Below are 15,632 nucleotides of genomic sequence, written 5' to 3' on the forward strand. Positions count from 1 at the left end.
AAAAACCTATTGTAATGAGATTGATTCTTGATACCGTTTGTGCGGATTGCTTTATCCGTCCAGGTTGATCCGGGTGATGAGCTTTTGCAACACCGTGGCGGCCTGGTCGTTTTCCACCTGGCAGGTGCCTGCTGCATGGTGGCCGCCGCCGCCGTAGGCCAGCATCAGTTCGCCCACATTGGTTTTGCTGCTGCGGTCCAGAATCGACTTGCCGGTGGCCAGCACGGTGTTTTGCTTTTGCACGCCCCACATCACGTGGATGGAGATGTTGCACTGCGGAAACAGCGCATAGACCATGAACCGGTTGGTGGCCCATATGGTTTCTTCTTCGCGCAGGTCCAGTACTACCAGGTTGCCGTGCACCACGGCACAGCGTTCGATCTGCGCCTTGGCCTTGGCGGCGTGTTCCTGGTAGATGTCGATGCGCTCTTTAACATCGGGCAGCGACAAAATGTCTTCGATTCCGTGGTCGCGGCAGTACTGGATCAAATCCATCATCAGCGCATAGTTGCTGATGCGGAATTCTCGGAAACGCCCCAGGCCGGTGCGCGCATCCATCAGATAGTTCAGCAGCACCCAACCCTCGGGGTGCATGATTTCTTCGCGCACGTACTGGGCGGAATCGGCCTTGTCCACCGCGTCCATCATGTCCACGGTGATGTTGGGGAAGGCTTTGGCACCGCCGTAGTAGTCAAACACCACGCGCGCAGCCGACGGGGCCGTGGCATCGATCACATGGTTTTTGAGCCCGCTCTGGTTGCGGATGGTCTCGGACGCATGGTGGTCAAACGCGATGCGGGCGCCCGGCACGTAGGGCAGGTTGGTGGTGATGTCGCGGTCGGTGATGGTGATCTTGCCGTCTTGCATGTCCTTGGGATGGACAAACTTGATCTCGTCAATCAAGTCCAGCTCATTGAGTAGCACCGCACACACCAGCCCGTCGAAATCACTGCGGGTGACCAAGCGAAATTTTTCTGTGCCCATGGGGACCATCCTTTTTGCCGTGTTGGCGGTTACAAAATGTGTAACGATTATGCCGCCATGGCCAAAGTTGCGTAGTTAAAACGAACCGGGCAACAGAATGCTTTTGTCCACCGTGGCGATCTGGGTGTGGCCGCAAAAAGCCATGGTCACATCCAACTCTTTGTGCAGGATTTCCAGGCATTTAGTGACCCCGGCCTCGCCCATGGCACCCAGGCCGTACAGAAAGCTGCGCCCGATCATGGTGCCGCGCGCGCCCAGGGCCCAGGCCTTCAAAACGTCCTGCCCAGAGCGGATGCCGCTGTCCATCCACACCTCGATCTGTGAGCCTACCGCGTCCACAATCGCAGGCAAGGCTTCGATGGCACTGGGGGCACCGTCGAGTTGACGGCCTCCGTGGTTAGACACCACCATGGCATCTGCGCCACTGTTGGCGGCAAGACGGGCATCTTCTGCGTCCATGATGCCCTTGAGGATCAGCTTGCCGCCCCAGCGCTTCTTGATCCACTCCACGTCGTTCCAGTCGAGTTGGGGGTCGAACTGTTCTTTGGTCCAGGCGCTGAGCGATGACATGTCGCTGACGTTCTTGGCGTGGCCCACCAAGTTGCCAAAGGTGTGGCGGCGCGTGCCCGCCATGCCCAGGCACCAGCGCGGCTTGGTCATCAGGTTCAGGATATTGGCCAGCGTGGGCTTGGGCGGCGCGGTCATGCCGTTTTTCAGATCCTTGTGGCGCTGGCCCAGCACCTGCAGGTCGAGCGTCAGTACCAGTGCCGAGCAGCCCGCCGCTTTGGCGCGGTCCATCAGTGCTTCCATGAAGGCGCGGTCGCGCATCCAGTAGAGCTGGAACCAAAACGGCGCTTTGGTGTGGGCGGCGATGTCTTCCAGCGAGCAGATGCTCATGGTGGACAGGGTGAACGGAATGCCGAACTTCTCGGCCGCCCGCGCTGCCAGAATCTCGCCATCGGCATGCTGCATGCCGGTCAGGCCGGTGGGCGCAATCGCCACGGGCATGGCGGCATCCTGGCCTACCATTTTCACCCGGGTGCTGCGGTTGGCCATGTTGACTGCCACCCGCTGGCGCAGCTTGATTTTTTGGAAGTCGGCCGAGTTGGCGCGGTAGGTGCCCTCGGTCCACGAGCCGGAGTCGGCGTAGTCGTAAAACATGCGCGGCACGCGTTTTCGCGCGAGCACGCGCAGGTCTTCGATATTGGTAATGACGTGGGGCAAATCTGTCTCCTGAATGTCAGCGATGCTAGCGGGCTTGGGCAGTGCGTGGGATGAAGAAATTTTGGTGCACCCCGCATTTTTCTCAAACCGCTTTACCGCAAGCGGAAATCCGTTGTAGAATCGTGAGCTTAGCGGCTGTAGCTCAGTTGGATAGAGTACTTGGCTACGAACCAAGGGGTCGTGGGTTCAATTCCTGCCAGCCGCACCAAATGTAGAAGCCCGTTACCGCAAGGTGGCGGGCTTTTTACTCGATGGATTAAAGTCCGTTGTAGAATTAATCTCTTAGCGGCTGTAGCTCAGTTGGATAGAGTACTTGGCTACGAACCAAGGGGTCGTGGGTTCAATTCCTGCCAGCCGCACCAAATGTAAAAGCCCGTTATCGCAAGATAACGGGCTTTTTACTTTTTGCGCCCACTTCACGGTAAGGTACGTGGCTTATGAGCAAAGCCTTTACCCGCGAAACCGATGCCGACCAGGATGACGACGGCGATGCCCCAGCACCCGCGCCCTTGCCTGCAGGCAGCAAAAACTACATGACACCCCAGGGCTACGCCCGCCTGCGTGCCGAATTCACCGAGCTGATGGAGGTGGAGCGCCCCAAGATCGTGGACGTGATCTACTGGGCGGCCAGCAATGGCGACCGCTCTGAAAACGGCGACTACATCTACGGCAAAAAACGCCTGCGCGAGATCGACCGGCGCATCCGTTTTTTGACCAAACGCTTGGAAATGGCCGAGGTAGTAGACCCTAGCGTGCATTTTGGGAACGACCAGATTTTCTTCGGTGCTACCGTGGCCTACGAAGGTGCCTCGGGCCTGGAGCGCACCGTCACCATCTACGGGATTGACGAGGCCGACACCGCTCAAGGGCAGGTCAGTTGGGTGTCCCCCATTGCCCGGGCGTTGCTCAAAGCCCGGGTGGGTGATGTGGTGCGCATGCAGTCCCCCGTGGGTGTGCAAGAGATCGAGGTGCTGCGGGTGGACTATCCACCTCCAAACCTGAAGCAGGCTTAAGCCGCCGGTTTGGCCCGTACCGCCCGCAACACCGAGGGCGTGCGTTTGAGTTGGCGCAGGGCCACTTCCAGGTGGGCGTGGTCGCGTACCGACACTAAAAACCGCATGTCGGTCGCCTCCTGTTCGCCTTCTTGGCCCATATCGACATGGGTAATGTCCACCTCGGCCGCAGACAATGCGGCGGCAGCCTTGGCCAGCACGCCTTTGCTGTTTTTCACGGTGACAACCACCCCCGTCTCGAAAGACCGTACGGGCTCATCCGCCCAGTCCACGGCGATGAAGCGCTCGCTGTCTTTGTACTGCAGGCGTTTGGCTACCGCGCAATCGTCGGTGTGTACCACCAGACCTTCGCCACGGCCCAGGTAGCCCACGATTGCATCGCCCGGAATAGGGCGGCAACAGCGGGCAAACTGGACGGAGGTGTTTTCGCTACCGTCTAGCACCACAGCACCCTGGGACAGGCGCTCGTGCGCGGTGTAACGTTCACGGGTCAGCAGCAAGGCATCGGGCTTTTCGCCGTTTTCGGTCAATAACGCCACCAACCGCTTGGCGACGATGCTGGCCACGCGCTTGCCCATGCTGATATCGGTAAGCAATTCGATCCGCGTGCGGTTGCCGGTAAAGCGCAGCAGCTTGTCCCAGATCGGCTGGTCTTCCACCGTTGTTTCAGGTAATCGCTCCAGCCCTTCGGCACGCAAAGCCTGGGTCAGCAGTTTTTCGCCCATGCTCTCGGATTCGGTTTGCGCCATGCTTTTCAGGTGGTGGCGGATCTTGGAACGCGCCCGGCCGGTGCGTACAAAACCCAGCCATGCAGGATTCGGGGCCGACACCGGTGCGGTAATCACTTCAATGATGTCGCCGTTGCGCAGTTCGGTGCGTAACGGCACCTGTTCGCCGTTGATTTTGGCGGCTACGGTGCGGTCGCCCACATTGCTGTGGATGGCGTAGGCAAAGTCCACTACCGTGGCGCCGCGCGGCATGGCCATGATTTGGCTTTTGGGGGTGAACACATAGACCGCGTCGGGAAACAGATCGACCTTGACGTGGTCCCAGAACTCGGCGGCATCACGGGTTTCGTCCTGGATGTCGAGCAGCGATTGCAGCCATTTAGTACCCAGCCGCTCGGCGGTGGCGCTGTCGGTTTCGTTGTTCTTGTACAGCCAGTGCGCAGCCACGCCGGATTCGGCCACCAGGTGCATGGCCTCGGTGCGCATCTGGAATTCAACGTTCACACTGGACGGTCCGACCAGCGTGGTGTGCAGCGACTGGTAGCCGTTGAGCTTGGCAATCGCGATGTGGTCCTTGAACTTGCCGGGTACGGGTTTGTAGAGTTGGTGCAATACGCCCAGGGCGGTGTAGCAGTCGGTCACGTTCTGCACAATGACCCGAAAGCCGTAAATATCGGTCACTTGGGCGAAGGTCAGGTGTTTGTCATCCATCTTTTGGTAGATGGAATACATCGTCTTTTCGCGCCCGGCAATACGCACCGAAATGGCTGTTTGCGCAAATGCTGCCTCGACTTCTTGCTGCACTTTTTGCACTAAATCGCGCCGTCGGTTGCGCGCTTTGGCCACGGCTTTGGCCAAGATCGCGTAGCGCCAGGGCCGCAGGTGGCGAAACGACAGGTCTTGCAGTTCGCGGTAGGTTTGGTTCAGCCCCAGGCGGTGTGCGATGGGCGCGTAAATATCCAGGGTTTCCGAGGCAATGCGTGCCCACTTGGAGCGCGGCATGTCGCCCATGGTACGCATATTGTGGGTGCGGTCGGCCAGCTTGATCAAGATCACCCGCACGTCGCGGGCCATGGCCAGCAGCATTTTGCGAAACGACTCGGCCTGGTTTTCTTCGCGGGTGTTGAACTGTAGTTTGTCGAGTTTGGTCAGGCCATCAACCAGCTCGGCCACCGGTGCGCCAAAGCGCTCGATCAGCTCCGGCTTGGTTACACCGCAGTCTTCCATTGCATCGTGCAGCAGGGCGGCCATCAGCGCCTGCGCATCCAGCTTCCAGGCGGCGCACTGGGCGGCCACGGCAATCGGGTGGGTGATGTAGGGCTCGCCGCTGTTGCGCAACTGCCCTAGATGGGCCTCATCGGCAAACCGGTAGGCCTGGCGTACCTGCTCCACACTGGCGGCATCCAGGTAGTGCAGATTGGCCATCAGTGCGGCAAAGCTGGCGGCAGCGGCGTTGGCTGCTGCGGGGCTGGGCGTGTGCCCGCCTTTTTTGTGTGGAGGTTTGGGGGGCGAACCGTCGGCAGGGAAATGCTTGTCACTCATGGCTTGAATATAGCTTGAGCCTTGCGTATGCCTTGCGCGCAACAAAAAAGGCACCGCAATGCGGTGCCTTTTAAAGTGGGTTTGGGCCCGATGGGATCAGTTGGGTACTTTTTTGAGCATCTCGATGCCGACCTTGCCCGCCGCGATTTCACGCAACGCGGTAACCACCGGTTTGTTCTTGCTTTCGATCTTGGGCGCGTGGCCTTGGCTCAGCATACGGGCCCGGTAAGTCGCGGCCAGCACCAGCTGGAAACGGTTGGGGATTTGCACCAGGCAATCTTCGACGGTGATACGGGCCATGAATTTCTCCAGAAAACTAAGCAATGTTCAGGGATTTGAAGGTGTCGGCTCGGGCACGGCGTTGGGCCGTAAATTTGAGCCGCTGGGCATGAACAATGGTTTTCAGGTCGAAAACTGCCCGGTCAAATAGCTCATTGATTATAACGAAGTCAAATTTATGGGCTTGTTCCATCTCAATCGCGGCATTGGCCAGGCGCAATTCGATCACATCGGGGGCATCTTCGCCGCGGCGTTCCAGCCGGGAACGCAGCTCTTCCCAGCTGGGCGGCAGGATGAAAATCAGCACCGCGTTGGCAAAAATCTGCTTGATCTGCACCGCACCCTGGAAGTCGATTTCCAGAATCACGTCTGAGCCCAGGGCCATGCGCTCTTCAATGGCTTTCTTGGAAGTGCCGTAGCGGTTGCCATGCACTTCGGCCCATTCGACAAACGCATCGGCCGCCACCATGGCATCAAATTCCGACTGCGAGGCAAAGAAATATTCACGCCCGTGCTTCTCCTGGCCACGCGGGTCGCGGGTGGTGTGCGATACCGAGGGCTGTACCTTGGCATCCAGTTCCATCAAGGCCTTGACCAGGCTGGACTTTCCGGCACCGCTGGGGGCGGCGACGACGATCAAATTTCCGGGGTAGTCCATGCTGTGTTCACCATCAAGGTGGTCAAAAAATGGCACATTCTATATTTGCCCCATCGCCCCACGCTGAACAATGCAGTTGTGTAATCGCTCACAATACGGCTTATGAATTGGCTAAACGATGTGAAATGGGACGCCCAAGGGCTGGTTCCGGTGATTGCGCAAGAGGCGAGCAGCGGCGATGTGCTGATGTTCGCCTGGATGAACCGCGAGGCGCTGGAGAAAACGGCGGTCCTGGGGCGTGCGGTGTATTTCAGCCGCTCGCGCAACCGGCTGTGGTTCAAGGGCGAAGAGTCGGGCCATGTGCAAACCGTGCACGAAATCCGGCTTGATTGCGACAACGATGTGGTCCTGCTCAAGGTGACGCAGCTGGGCCACACCCCCGGCATTGCCTGCCACACGGGCCGCCATAGCTGTTTTTTCAGTCTGCTGGACACTGATGCCGCAGGCGCCAAGGCCTGGAAAGCTACTGAACCGGTCTTGAAAGACCCGGAATCCATCTACAAGTAATGGCTATGACCTCTAACGATTCCCTGGCGCGGCTGGCCGCCACTATTGAAAGCCGCAAGGCGGCCAACGGCGGTGACCCCAGCGCCAGCTACGTGGCCCGCCTGTTGCACAAAGGGCCGGACGCATTTTTGAAAAAAATCGGCGAAGAAGCCACCGAGGCCGTGATGGCCGCCAAAGATGCCGAATACGGTGGCAACACTCCCGCGCTGCAAGCCAAGCTGGTGGGCGAGGTAGCCGATTTGTGGTTCCACTCCATGGTGGCGCTGGCGCACTTTGGCCTCAGCCCCGCCGACGTGCTCGCCGAGCTGGAGCGCCGTGAAGGCACTAGCGGCATCGAAGAAAAAGCCTTGCGCAAAGTTTTAACCCGAGAGGCTGAGTCCCCATGAACGACATCATTGACGTGCGCGCGATCGACAGCGAAAAGGCCCAGGACCTGAAAACCGTGGGCTGGGTCAGCTATGTGCTGCACCTGATCGTGGCCGTGGGCGCAGTGGTGCCGGGCGCACAGCCGGGCGCACTGCTGCTGATCGTGGCGCTGGTGATCGATCTGGTGAAAAAAAACGAAGCCGAAGGTACCTGGCAGGCCAGCCATTTCAGCTGGCGCATCCGCTCGGTGCTGTGGGCCGGGGTGCTGTACGTGGTGACGGCACCGCTGTGGTTCCTGTTCATCCTGCCGGGCTGGATCGCCTGGGGTTTAATTTCGCTGTGGTTCTTGTACCGCATCGTGCGCGGCATGGTGGCCATGAACGCCAGCCAAGCCGTAGGAGACGCGGCATGAGCGTACTGGCCTATGACCCGAGTTGCTTGGACCCAAATTGCCTGTTTTGCAAAATTATTGCGGGCCAGATTCCGTCTAAAAAAGTCTACGAAGATGCCGAACTTTTGGCCTTCCACGACATCCATCCCTGGGCGCCGGTGCATTTCTTGCTAATCCCCAAGCTGCATATTCCGTCGATGGCGCAGCTGCAGCCTGAGCATACTGCCCTGCTGGGGCGCATGATGGTGCTGGCCCCCCAGCTGGCGGCCCAAGAGGGCTGCAGACCTTACCCGCAGGGTGGTTTTCGGGTGATGGTGAATACGGGGGATGATGGCGGGCAGGAAGTGCACCATCTGCACCTGCATGTCATTGGTGGGCCGCGCCCCTGGCTCAAGGGTTAGTGATAACGCAAGGGGCATCGCAGGGCACGGCAAAAACCGTCATCTGCGCCGTCTAAAATCAGAAACACTTTGTTAGGAGTTATTCCATGGGTTCATTTTCTATTTGGCATTGGTTGATCGTGTTGTTGATCGTGGTGATGGTGTTTGGCACCAAGAAGTTGAAGAACATGGGCAGCGACCTGGGTGGCGCGGTCAAGGGCTTTAAAGACGGCATGAAGGACGGCGCTGCGTCGGTGGACGACGATAAACCTACCGCCCAGGTGTCTGCCAGCGCGGCTGCGGCGGCGCAAAAGAACACCATTGATGTCGAAGCCAAGACCAAGTCCTGATCTGGCGCGCATTCTGTGATTGATCTCGGCATTTCCAAAATGGCGCTGATTGGCGCGGTGGCGTTGATCGTCATCGGGCCCGAAAAGCTGCCACGTGTGGCCCGCACCGTGGGCACGTTGCTGGGCAAGGCCCAGCGCTACGTGTCCGATGTGAAGGCCGAAGTCAGCCGCTCCATGGACCTGGACGAGCTCAAGAAGATGAAGGAAACGATGGAAGGTGCGGCGCGCGACGTGCACCAGTCCATCCAGACCAACGCCAGCGACTTCGAGAAGCAATGGTCAGAAACCGATGCTACCCCGGCGGTGGCGGACGATGCCTACACCAGCTACCCCGAATACAAGCTCCCGCACAAGCGCTGGCGTACCAAGCTGGGTGCCACACCGCAGTGGTACAAAGCCCGTGCCGGGGTGCGTACCAAGGCGCTGTCGGGCGCGGCCCGTGTGGCCCGCTACCGGCCCAAGCCCGTGTCGCCAAACACTTAAAAATCAACAACCTGGGGCCTTTTGGCCTCGGTGTCATTCTGGGCCTGGCCCTGTTTAAAGCCCCATGTCCGATCCCCACAAAAGCCCAGACGACGAACTAGCCGGAACCGAGCAGCCCTTTGTGCAGCACCTGGTGGAGCTGCGCGACCGCCTAGTCAAGGCGCTGATTGCCGTCATGGTGGCCGCTGGAGGCCTGGCGCTGTACCCCGGCCCAGCGCGGCTGTACGACATGCTGGCGGCCCCGCTGGTGGCCACCATGCCTGCGGGCAGCACCCTGATCGCCACCTCGGTGATCTCGCCGTTTCTGGTGCCACTGCAGGTGATGTTCATGGTGGCGCTGATGCTGGCTTTGCCGGTGGTGCTGTGGCAGGTGTGGGCCTTCGTAGCCCCAGGCCTGTATGCGCACGAAAAGAAACTGGTGCTGCCCCTGGTGGTGTCGAGCACTTTGTTATTCTTCATTGGCGTGGCGTTTTGCTACTTTTTCGTGTTTGGCCAGGTGTTCAAGTTCATCCAGAACTTTGCGCCGCAAAGCATCAAGGCCACACCCGACATCGAGGCTTACCTGAGCTTTGTGCTGACCATGTTCCTGGCCTTCGGGTTGGCCTTTGAGGTGCCGATTGTCGTGGTGGTGCTGGCCCGCATGGGCCTGGTCAGCATCGATAAGCTGAAGAGCTTTCGCGGCTACTTTGTGGTGCTGGCATTTATCGTCGCCGCCATCGTGACCCCGCCAGATGTGGTGTCGCAACTGGCGCTGGCCATTCCGATGTGCATCTTGTACGAGGTGGGCATCTGGGCTGCGCAGATTTTCATCAAGCACACCCAAGCTCCAGACGAAGAAGCCGTTTCACCAAAATCTTAGTGAAATAGGCCACTAGCGTATGTTCTACCTACGCTAGTGGCTATCAATTTTGTAGTATTTAACGTTCCACCCGCGCCGCTGGCTTGGGACGCAAGCCCGGGGTCACCTCTAGCGCCAGCTGCTTGTCCTGGCGCAGCACGCTGAAAGGCGATGCCTTGCCGGGCTGCAGCATGGCGACGCTGGTCAGCAACTCCGACACATTGTTTACCGCCTTGCTGCCCACCTGTACGATCACGTCGCCGGGCCGGACACCGGCATGCGCGGCGGGGCCGTTTTGCAGTACGCCGGTGATGATCACGCCGTGGTCGGCCTTGACACCAAAGGTTTCGGCCAGTTCGGGCGACAGGTCACTGGGCTCCACGCCGATCCAGCCGCGTTTGACCTGGCCGTCGGCCACGATACCTTCCAACACCAGCTTCGCGGTAGACACGGGAATAGCAAAGCCAATGCCCATGCTGCCGCCCGAGCGCGAGTAGATGGCGGTGTTGATGCCCATCAGATTGCCGTTCACGTCCACCAGCGCGCCGCCCGAGTTGCCGGGGTTGATGGCCGCGTCGGTCTGGATGAAGTTCTCGAAGGTGTTGATGCCCAGCTGGTTGCGGCCCAGCGCGCTGACGATGCCGCTGGTGACCGTCTGGCCCACGCCAAACGGGTTGCCAATGGCCAGCACCTGGTCACCCACCAGCAGCGCGTCCGAGCTGCCCAGCACCATCACCGGCAGCTTGTCGAGCTTGATTTTGAGCACGGCCAGATCGGAATCGGGGTCGGTACCGATCACCTGCGCCTGGACGTGGCGGCTGTCGTTGAGCGTAACTTCGATGGCATCTGCGCCTTCGACCACGTGGTTGTTGGTGAGGATGTAGCCGTCCGGGCTGACGATCACACCGCTGCCCAGGCCCACTTGGGCTTGCGCGCCGCGCTCGCCAAAGAAGAACTTGAACCACGGATCATCACTGCGCGGGTCGCGCTCGGCCATTTTGCTGGTGTTGATGCTGACCACGGCGGGCGAGGCTTTTTTGGCGGCCGCGCTGAAGCTGCCGCTGGCAGGAAAGCTGGTGGTGCTGGCGGGCGCTTCGATCAGCGAAATGCTGGAGCCGCTGAAAGGCCGCTTGCCCAGCCATTCGGGCTTGAGCGTGCCCACAACAAAATAGGCCGCCAGCAAAATGGTGGCGGTTTGGGCGAACAGGAGCCAGAGGCGCTTCATGGTGGTGGGGTGTGTGGTGGTGGAATGCCGCCGAATCAGGCGAGACAAGGGTCCATTGTCTCCCATGCCAGGGGGAATTCAGAGGGCTTTGGCCTGCGTAAATCAGGGGCGGCCCTTAGAATGCTGCCTTCGTCTTTGCCAGCACCGCTGTTCCTGGCGGCCCTGCTGAACCCGCTGTGCTGCCCGCCTAGCCAGTACCCTGGGCTGCCTTGAACCCTTGCCTGCAAGCCACCACTGCCTGCACTCCCCGCGCGCAGCAGTTTCCTCTACTGCCCAAAGAACCCATGCCTTCTTCCCTTCCCTTGCCCGCAGGCGCACCCATGCCGACTCCTTCTACTGGCCTGTCGCGTAAAGACGTGAACACCCTGGGCCTGTCCGCCCTGGGCGGCACGCTGGAGTTTTACGACTTTGTGATTTATGTCTTTTTTGCCGCCGTGCTGGGCAAGCAGTTCTTCCCGGTGGACATGCCCGACTGGCTGCGCCAACTGCAGACCTTTGGTATCTTTGCGGCCGGCTACCTGTCGCGGCCGCTGGGCGGCATCATCATTGCGCATTTTGGCGATCTGCTGGGGCGCAAACGCATGTTCACCCTGAGCATTTTCATGATGGCCGTGCCCACTTTGGTGATTGGCCTGTTGCCCAACTACGCCAGCATCGGCGTGGCCGCGCCCCTGCTGCTGCTGGCCATGCGCGTGCTGCAAGGCGCGGCGATTGGCGGTGAAATGCCCGGCGCCTGGGTGTTTGTGGCCGAACATGTGCCGGCCAGCCGCTACGGCCTGGGCGTGGGCACGCTCACGGCGGGCATCACCGGCGGCATCCTGCTGGGTTCGTTGGTGGCGGTGGGCATCAACACCCACTACAGCCCGGCCGAAGTGGCTGATTTCGCCTGGCGCATGCCCTTCATTTTGGGCGGCGTGTTTGGTCTGGTGTCGGTGTATTTGCGCCGGTTTTTGCACGAAACCCCGGTGTTCCAGGAACTGGCAAAGCGCCGCACCGTGGCGCGTGAGTTGCCGCTGAAGACCATCCTGCGCGAACACCGCGCCGCCTGCGTGCTGGTCGGCCTGCTGACCTGGGTGCTGTCGGCCGCTATCGTGGTGGTGGTGTTGATCACCCCCAACTACCTGCAGAAAATGCACGGCATCGCCCCTGCACTGGCGCTGCAAGCCAATGCGGTTGCCACGCTGACCTTGACTATCGGCTGTATCGTGATGGGCTGGGCCACCGACCGTATCGGCACCCGGCCGGTCATGCTGCTGGGCTTTGGTGGGCTGCTGGTGACCACGGTTTGGTTCTACACGGGGCTGCCGGGCACGCCGACTTCGCTGGTGTACAGCTACGGGCTGGTAGGTTTCTTTGTGGGCTCGATTGCGCTGGTGCCCATCGTGGGCGTGCGGGCTTTTCCGGCGGCGGTGCGCTTTTCGGGTCTGTCGTTTGCCTACAACCTGTCGTACGCGATTTTTGGTGGCATGACCCCCATCGTGCTGACCCTGTGGCTGCAAAAAGACGCGATGGCTCCCGCCTACTACGTGGGTGGCCTGGCCGTGCTGGGCATGCTGCTGGCCCTGGTGCCAATGTCGGGCCGCGGCTACGTGGAACGGAAAGCTTGAGAGAATGCGGGATGACCACTTCCCGCTTGGAACTGCTGCAGGCCTTTGACGACCTGCTGCAACCCGTCCGCTTCAAAGATTACGGGCCGAACGGCCTGCAGGTCGAGGGCAAAACCGATATCCGCCGCGTCGTATCGGGGGTCACCGCTAGCCTGGCCCTGATCGAAGCTGCCGTGGCCGCACAGGCCGACGCGATTTTTGTGCACCACGGCTTGTTCTGGCGCGGCCAGAGCGGCACGGTGACTGGCTGGATGAAGCAGCGCCTAGCCCTGCTGCTGCGCCACGACATCAACCTCTACGCCTACCACCTGCCACTGGACGCGCACCCCACGTTGGGCAATAACGCGCAACTGGGCGTGCAGCTGGGGCTGGAGGGTGTGGGCAGCTTTGGCGACAACAACCTAGGCTTTCTGGGGCAGCGCAGCGACGGCGGCGCATTCGGTTCGGCCCAGGCATTGGCTGCGCACATAGAAAAACAGTTAAATCGGCCTCCTGTGTATGTATCCTCTACACTTGTTGCTATTAAAAATATAGCATGGTGCACTGGCGGCGCGCAGGGCTACTTTGAAGCCGCCATCGCTGCCGGGGCCGATGCCTTCATCACCGGCGAAATCTCCGAGCCGCAGGCCCACTACGCCCGTGAATGCGGCGTGGCCTTCATCGCCTGCGGCCACCACGCCAGCGAGCGCTACGGGGCACCGGCGGTGGCGGCCCACGTCGCCGCCCAGCTTGGGCTGGAGCACAGCTTCATTGACATTGACAACCCCGCCTGATGAAACCCATTGCCATCACCTTGGGTGACCCCGCTGGGATCGGCCCCGAAACCATCGCCAAAGCCTTCCGCGACGCGCCGGATGCCACGCAGGGCTGCTTTGTGGCAGGCGATGTGGGCACGTTGCGCCGCGCCAGCGCCCTGGTTAGCGGCCCCGGCCAACCCACGCTGCCGGTGGCGTTGATCGCATCGCCTGCAGAGCTGGCAAACGTGCCACCGCGCTGTATCCCCGTGCTACAAATAACGGAGCTGCTTGCGCCCGTTCCCTATGGTCTGGTAAGTGCTTTGGCGGGTAATGTTGCGGCCGACTGCGTGCTTTGGGCCAGCCGTGCGGCACTGCGGGGCGAGTTGGCCGCACTGGTCACCGCGCCCTTGCACAAAGAGGCGCTGGCAGCGGCGGGCCTGCCGTACCCTGGCCACACCGAGCTGCTGCAGTTCGAGGCCGCAGCCTACTTGGGCAAGTCGCTGCAGGAGGTGCCGGTGCGCATGATGCTGGCCAATAACGAGTTGCGTACCGTGCTGGTCAGCATCCATATGTCACTGCGCCAGGCCATCGAGGCTGTCACGTTCGACAACGTGCTGCAAACCCTGCGTATCACCGACCGCTCGGTCGGCGCGGCGCTGGGGCGGGCGCCGCGGATCGGCGTGGCCGGGCTGAACCCGCACGCGGGGGAGGGCGGTTTGTTTGGCCGTGAAGAAATCGACACCATCATCCCCACCATTCAGGCCGCCCGCGCCGAAGGCTTGGACGTGCACGGCCCGTATGCGCCCGACACGGTGTTCATGCGCGCCCGGGCCAAAAACGGCCAGCCCGGCGAGTTCGATGTGGTGGTGGCCATGTACCACGACCAGGGTTTGATCCCGGTGAAGTACCTGGGTGTGGAGCAGGGCGTGAACGTCACCTTGGGCCTGCCCTTGGTGCGCACCAGCCCGGACCATGGCACGGCGTTTGACATTGCGGGCACCGGCGTGGCCGATGCGTCCAGCCTGATCGCCGCGCTGCGCATGGCGCGCAAGCTGAGTGGGTTTCAGGCATAAAAAATCCCTCTGCCGTAACAGCAGAGGGCGTGAGTAGCTACTAAAAATGTAGTGCTTAAAACGCTCTTACTTCTGCAGGCTGTCGCGGATTTGGCGCAGTAGCAGCACGTCTTCTGGCGTGGCGGGTGCGGCGACCGGAGCGGCGGGCTCCGCTTTCTTCATGCGGTTGATCTGCTTGACCATCATGAAGATGATGAAGGCCAGAATCGCAAAGTTTACCGCCACGGTGAGAAAATTGCCGTAGGCCAGCACCGGTACCCCGGCTTTTTTCAGGTCGGCCAGTGCCATGCTGGTGCCTTCGGGCACCTTGCCCAGCACGATGAACAGATTGGAAAAGTCGATTTTTCCAAACACCATGCCGACCACCGGCATGATCAGATCTGCCACCACCGAGTCCACAATTTTGCCGAAGGCTCCACCGATGATCACGCCCACGGCGAGATCGATCACATTACCCTTGACTGCAAACTCCTTGAATTCAGCCATCATGCCCATAAAAGCCCCTTTGTTGGTTAATTGACCGCCGTATTGTCCACAAAATGCCCTCGACACACGGCACAAAGTGTTGCAGGCATGTGAAGTCGTCTTGGACCGCTCCGCTACAATCCGCGGTTGACCCCAAATGTGTGATGATTTTGAGGACCCCCATGAGTGACACCCCAGTCGACACCAGCAAGCGGACGTGGTTGATCGCATCCGGTTGTGCCGGTGCAGTGGGTGGCGTAGCTACCGCCATCCCTTTCGTGAGTACATTCCAGCCCTCAGAGCGCGCCAAAGCCGCCGGAGCTGCCGTTGAAGCCGATATTTCAGCCCTCAAGCCCGGCGAGAAGATGACCGTGGAGTGGCGCGGCAAACCCGTTTGGATTTTGCGTCGCACGCCCGAGCAGGTGGCCGAGTTGCCCAAGCTGGACAGCCAGCTGGCCGACCCACAGTCTTTGCGCAACCCGTCTGAGTTCACGCCGGAGTACGCCCGCAATGAAGGCCGCTCCATCAAGCCTGAATTCCTGGTGGTGGTGGGCATCTGCACGCACTTGGGTTGCTCGCCATCGGATAAGTTCACTCCGGGTCCACAGGCTTCTCTGCCCAACGACTGGGAGGGTGGCTTCCTGTGCCCTTGCCACGGCTCTACTTTCGACATGGCGGGCCGCGTGTTCAAGAACAAACCCGCTCCCGACAACCTCCCGGTGCCGCCGCACATGTATCTCTCCGATACCCGGCTGCTGATCGGCGAAGACAAGAAGGCTTGA

General features: G+C 60.5%; 19 protein-coding genes and 2 tRNA genes. 14 read left to right on the forward strand and 7 right to left on the reverse strand.

What is annotated here, in order from left to right; all coding sequences use genetic code 11:
• Positions 1–51: 51 nt before the first annotated feature.
• Positions 52–984 carry an exopolyphosphatase gene (locus tag Q0T48_RS09005; protein WP_295955331.1) on the reverse strand — a complete coding sequence of 311 codons (933 nt, stop codon included), beginning with the start codon at positions 982–984 and terminating at the stop codon, positions 52–54.
• A 75-nt stretch (positions 985–1,059) separates the two neighbouring features.
• Positions 1,060–2,208 (reverse strand): alpha-hydroxy acid oxidase, encoded by a 1,149-nt coding sequence (locus Q0T48_RS09010; protein ID WP_295955334.1) that lies wholly within the window; start codon positions 2,206–2,208, stop codon positions 1,060–1,062.
• A gap of 131 nt (positions 2,209–2,339) precedes the next feature.
• Here Q0T48_RS09010 and Q0T48_RS09015 point away from each other — a divergent pair.
• The 3 genes from Q0T48_RS09015 to greB all read left to right on the forward strand — a co-directional run bounded on the left by Q0T48_RS09015 (position 2,340) and on the right by greB (position 3,221).
• Positions 2,340–2,416 (forward strand) — tRNA-Arg (locus Q0T48_RS09015).
• A 77-nt stretch (positions 2,417–2,493) separates the two neighbouring features.
• Positions 2,494–2,570 (forward strand) — tRNA-Arg (locus Q0T48_RS09020).
• 75 nt (positions 2,571–2,645) lie between these two features.
• Positions 2,646–3,221 (forward strand): transcription elongation factor GreB, encoded by a 576-nt coding sequence (greB, locus tag Q0T48_RS09025; protein ID WP_295955339.1) that lies wholly within the window; start codon positions 2,646–2,648, stop codon positions 3,219–3,221.
• Here greB and Q0T48_RS09030 read toward each other — a convergent pair.
• The 3 genes from Q0T48_RS09030 to gmk all read right to left on the reverse strand — a co-directional run bounded on the left by Q0T48_RS09030 (position 3,218) and on the right by gmk (position 6,428).
• Positions 3,218–5,374 (reverse strand): bifunctional (p)ppGpp synthetase/guanosine-3',5'-bis(diphosphate) 3'-pyrophosphohydrolase, encoded by a 2,157-nt coding sequence (locus Q0T48_RS09030; protein ID WP_295955563.1) that lies wholly within the window; start codon positions 5,372–5,374, stop codon positions 3,218–3,220. The two genes, greB and Q0T48_RS09030, sit on opposite strands and share 4 nt — an antisense overlap.
• A 213-nt stretch (positions 5,375–5,587) precedes the next feature.
• Positions 5,588–5,791, reverse strand: coding sequence for a DNA-directed RNA polymerase subunit omega (rpoZ, locus tag Q0T48_RS09035; protein WP_295955342.1), 204 nt, complete (start codon positions 5,789–5,791; stop codon positions 5,588–5,590).
• Positions 5,792–5,807: 16 nt separating this feature from the next.
• Positions 5,808–6,428, reverse strand: a complete 621-nt coding sequence (gmk, locus tag Q0T48_RS09040) for a guanylate kinase (RefSeq protein ID WP_295955345.1) — start codon at positions 6,426–6,428, stop codon at positions 5,808–5,810.
• A 102-nt stretch (positions 6,429–6,530) separates the two neighbouring features.
• On the opposite strand from gmk, the gene hisI reads away from it, so the two are divergent.
• The 7 genes from hisI (at position 6,531) to tatC (ending at position 9,764) form a co-directional block, all read left to right on the forward strand.
• Entirely contained in the window at positions 6,531–6,935 is a 405-nt protein-coding gene (gene hisI, locus Q0T48_RS09045) for a phosphoribosyl-AMP cyclohydrolase (protein WP_295955347.1), read from the forward strand.
• A 5-nt stretch (positions 6,936–6,940) separates the two neighbouring features.
• Positions 6,941–7,321: a phosphoribosyl-ATP diphosphatase gene (locus Q0T48_RS09050; RefSeq protein ID WP_295955350.1), complete on the forward strand. Its 381-nt coding sequence runs from the start codon at positions 6,941–6,943 to the stop codon at positions 7,319–7,321.
• Positions 7,318–7,713, forward strand: a complete 396-nt coding sequence (locus Q0T48_RS09055; protein ID WP_295955352.1) for a hypothetical protein — start codon at positions 7,318–7,320, stop codon at positions 7,711–7,713. The genes Q0T48_RS09050 and Q0T48_RS09055 overlap by 4 nt, the downstream gene beginning before the upstream one ends.
• Entirely contained in the window at positions 7,710–8,093 is a 384-nt protein-coding gene (locus tag Q0T48_RS09060) for a histidine triad nucleotide-binding protein (RefSeq protein ID WP_295955355.1), read from the forward strand. The genes Q0T48_RS09055 and Q0T48_RS09060 overlap by 4 nt, the downstream gene beginning before the upstream one ends.
• Positions 8,094–8,179: 86 nt before the next feature.
• Positions 8,180–8,422, forward strand: a complete 243-nt coding sequence (gene tatA, locus Q0T48_RS09065) for a Sec-independent protein translocase subunit TatA (RefSeq protein ID WP_295955358.1) — start codon at positions 8,180–8,182, stop codon at positions 8,420–8,422.
• A 15-nt stretch (positions 8,423–8,437) separates the two neighbouring features.
• A complete protein-coding gene (tatB, locus tag Q0T48_RS09070; RefSeq protein WP_295955361.1) occupies positions 8,438–8,905 on the forward strand; it encodes a Sec-independent protein translocase protein TatB in 468 nt (155 codons plus the stop codon).
• Between the two features lie 64 nt (positions 8,906–8,969).
• On the forward strand, positions 8,970–9,764 hold the full coding sequence (gene tatC, locus Q0T48_RS09075; RefSeq protein ID WP_295955363.1) for a twin-arginine translocase subunit TatC: 795 nt from the start codon (positions 8,970–8,972) through the stop codon (positions 9,762–9,764).
• 58 nt (positions 9,765–9,822) lie between these two features.
• On the opposite strand, the gene Q0T48_RS09080 is transcribed toward tatC, so the two are convergent.
• Complete coding sequence (locus Q0T48_RS09080) at positions 9,823–10,968, reverse strand: trypsin-like peptidase domain-containing protein (protein ID WP_295955365.1); 1,146 nt, start codon at positions 10,966–10,968, stop codon at positions 9,823–9,825.
• Positions 10,969–11,288: 320 nt separating this feature from the next.
• Between Q0T48_RS09080 and Q0T48_RS09085 the strand changes: the two genes are divergently transcribed.
• From Q0T48_RS09085 to pdxA, 3 genes are read left to right on the forward strand one after another with little or no spacing between them, the layout of a single operon-like run.
• Positions 11,289–12,575: an MFS transporter gene (locus Q0T48_RS09085; RefSeq protein ID WP_295955565.1), complete on the forward strand. Its 1,287-nt coding sequence runs from the start codon at positions 11,289–11,291 to the stop codon at positions 12,573–12,575.
• 11 nt (positions 12,576–12,586) lie between these two features.
• Positions 12,587–13,348 (forward strand): Nif3-like dinuclear metal center hexameric protein, encoded by a 762-nt coding sequence (locus Q0T48_RS09090; RefSeq protein ID WP_295955368.1) that lies wholly within the window; start codon positions 12,587–12,589, stop codon positions 13,346–13,348.
• Entirely contained in the window at positions 13,348–14,385 is a 1,038-nt protein-coding gene (pdxA, locus tag Q0T48_RS09095; protein ID WP_295955371.1) for a 4-hydroxythreonine-4-phosphate dehydrogenase PdxA, read from the forward strand. Before Q0T48_RS09090 ends, pdxA begins: the two co-directional genes overlap by 1 nt.
• 66 nt (positions 14,386–14,451) lie before the next feature.
• Here the strand turns inward: pdxA and mscL are convergent, their stop codons facing one another.
• Positions 14,452–14,880: a large conductance mechanosensitive channel protein MscL gene (gene mscL, locus Q0T48_RS09100; protein ID WP_295955373.1), complete on the reverse strand. Its 429-nt coding sequence runs from the start codon at positions 14,878–14,880 to the stop codon at positions 14,452–14,454.
• A gap of 152 nt (positions 14,881–15,032) precedes the next feature.
• Between mscL and petA the strand changes: the two genes are divergently transcribed.
• A complete protein-coding gene (gene petA / locus Q0T48_RS09105; RefSeq protein WP_295955375.1) occupies positions 15,033–15,632 on the forward strand; it encodes a ubiquinol-cytochrome c reductase iron-sulfur subunit in 600 nt (199 codons plus the stop codon).

It is taken from the genome of Rhodoferax sp., assembly GCF_025354435.1.
Lineage (GTDB): Bacteria > Pseudomonadota > Gammaproteobacteria > Burkholderiales > Burkholderiaceae_C > Rhodoferax_B.

Coding starts and splice junctions, on each gene's coding strand:
- Q0T48_RS09090 (WP_295955368.1), top strand. CDS start 12,587: ATGACCACTTCCCGCTTGGAACTGCTGCAGGCCTTTGACGACCTGCTG.
- mscL (WP_295955373.1), bottom strand. CDS start 14,880: ATGGGCATGATGGCTGAATTCAAGGAGTTTGCAGTCAAGGGTAATGTG.
- Q0T48_RS09050 (WP_295955350.1), top strand. CDS start 6,941: ATGACCTCTAACGATTCCCTGGCGCGGCTGGCCGCCACTATTGAAAGC.
- Q0T48_RS09080 (WP_295955365.1), bottom strand. CDS start 10,968: ATGAAGCGCCTCTGGCTCCTGTTCGCCCAAACCGCCACCATTTTGCTG.
- gmk (WP_295955345.1), bottom strand. CDS start 6,428: ATGGACTACCCCGGAAATTTGATCGTCGTCGCCGCCCCCAGCGGTGCC.
- tatC (WP_295955363.1), top strand. CDS start 8,970: ATGTCCGATCCCCACAAAAGCCCAGACGACGAACTAGCCGGAACCGAG.
- petA (WP_295955375.1), top strand. CDS start 15,033: ATGAGTGACACCCCAGTCGACACCAGCAAGCGGACGTGGTTGATCGCA.
- Q0T48_RS09055 (WP_295955352.1), top strand. CDS start 7,318: ATGAACGACATCATTGACGTGCGCGCGATCGACAGCGAAAAGGCCCAG.
- pdxA (WP_295955371.1), top strand. CDS start 13,348: ATGAAACCCATTGCCATCACCTTGGGTGACCCCGCTGGGATCGGCCCC.
- rpoZ (WP_295955342.1), bottom strand. CDS start 5,791: ATGGCCCGTATCACCGTCGAAGATTGCCTGGTGCAAATCCCCAACCGT.
- Q0T48_RS09085 (WP_295955565.1), top strand. CDS start 11,289: ATGCCGACTCCTTCTACTGGCCTGTCGCGTAAAGACGTGAACACCCTG.
- Q0T48_RS09060 (WP_295955355.1), top strand. CDS start 7,710: ATGAGCGTACTGGCCTATGACCCGAGTTGCTTGGACCCAAATTGCCTG.
- Q0T48_RS09005 (WP_295955331.1), bottom strand. CDS start 984: ATGGGCACAGAAAAATTTCGCTTGGTCACCCGCAGTGATTTCGACGGG.
- tatA (WP_295955358.1), top strand. CDS start 8,180: ATGGGTTCATTTTCTATTTGGCATTGGTTGATCGTGTTGTTGATCGTG.
- greB (WP_295955339.1), top strand. CDS start 2,646: ATGAGCAAAGCCTTTACCCGCGAAACCGATGCCGACCAGGATGACGAC.
- Q0T48_RS09030 (WP_295955563.1), bottom strand. CDS start 5,374: ATGGCCAATCTGCACTACCTGGATGCCGCCAGTGTGGAGCAGGTACGC.
- hisI (WP_295955347.1), top strand. CDS start 6,531: ATGAATTGGCTAAACGATGTGAAATGGGACGCCCAAGGGCTGGTTCCG.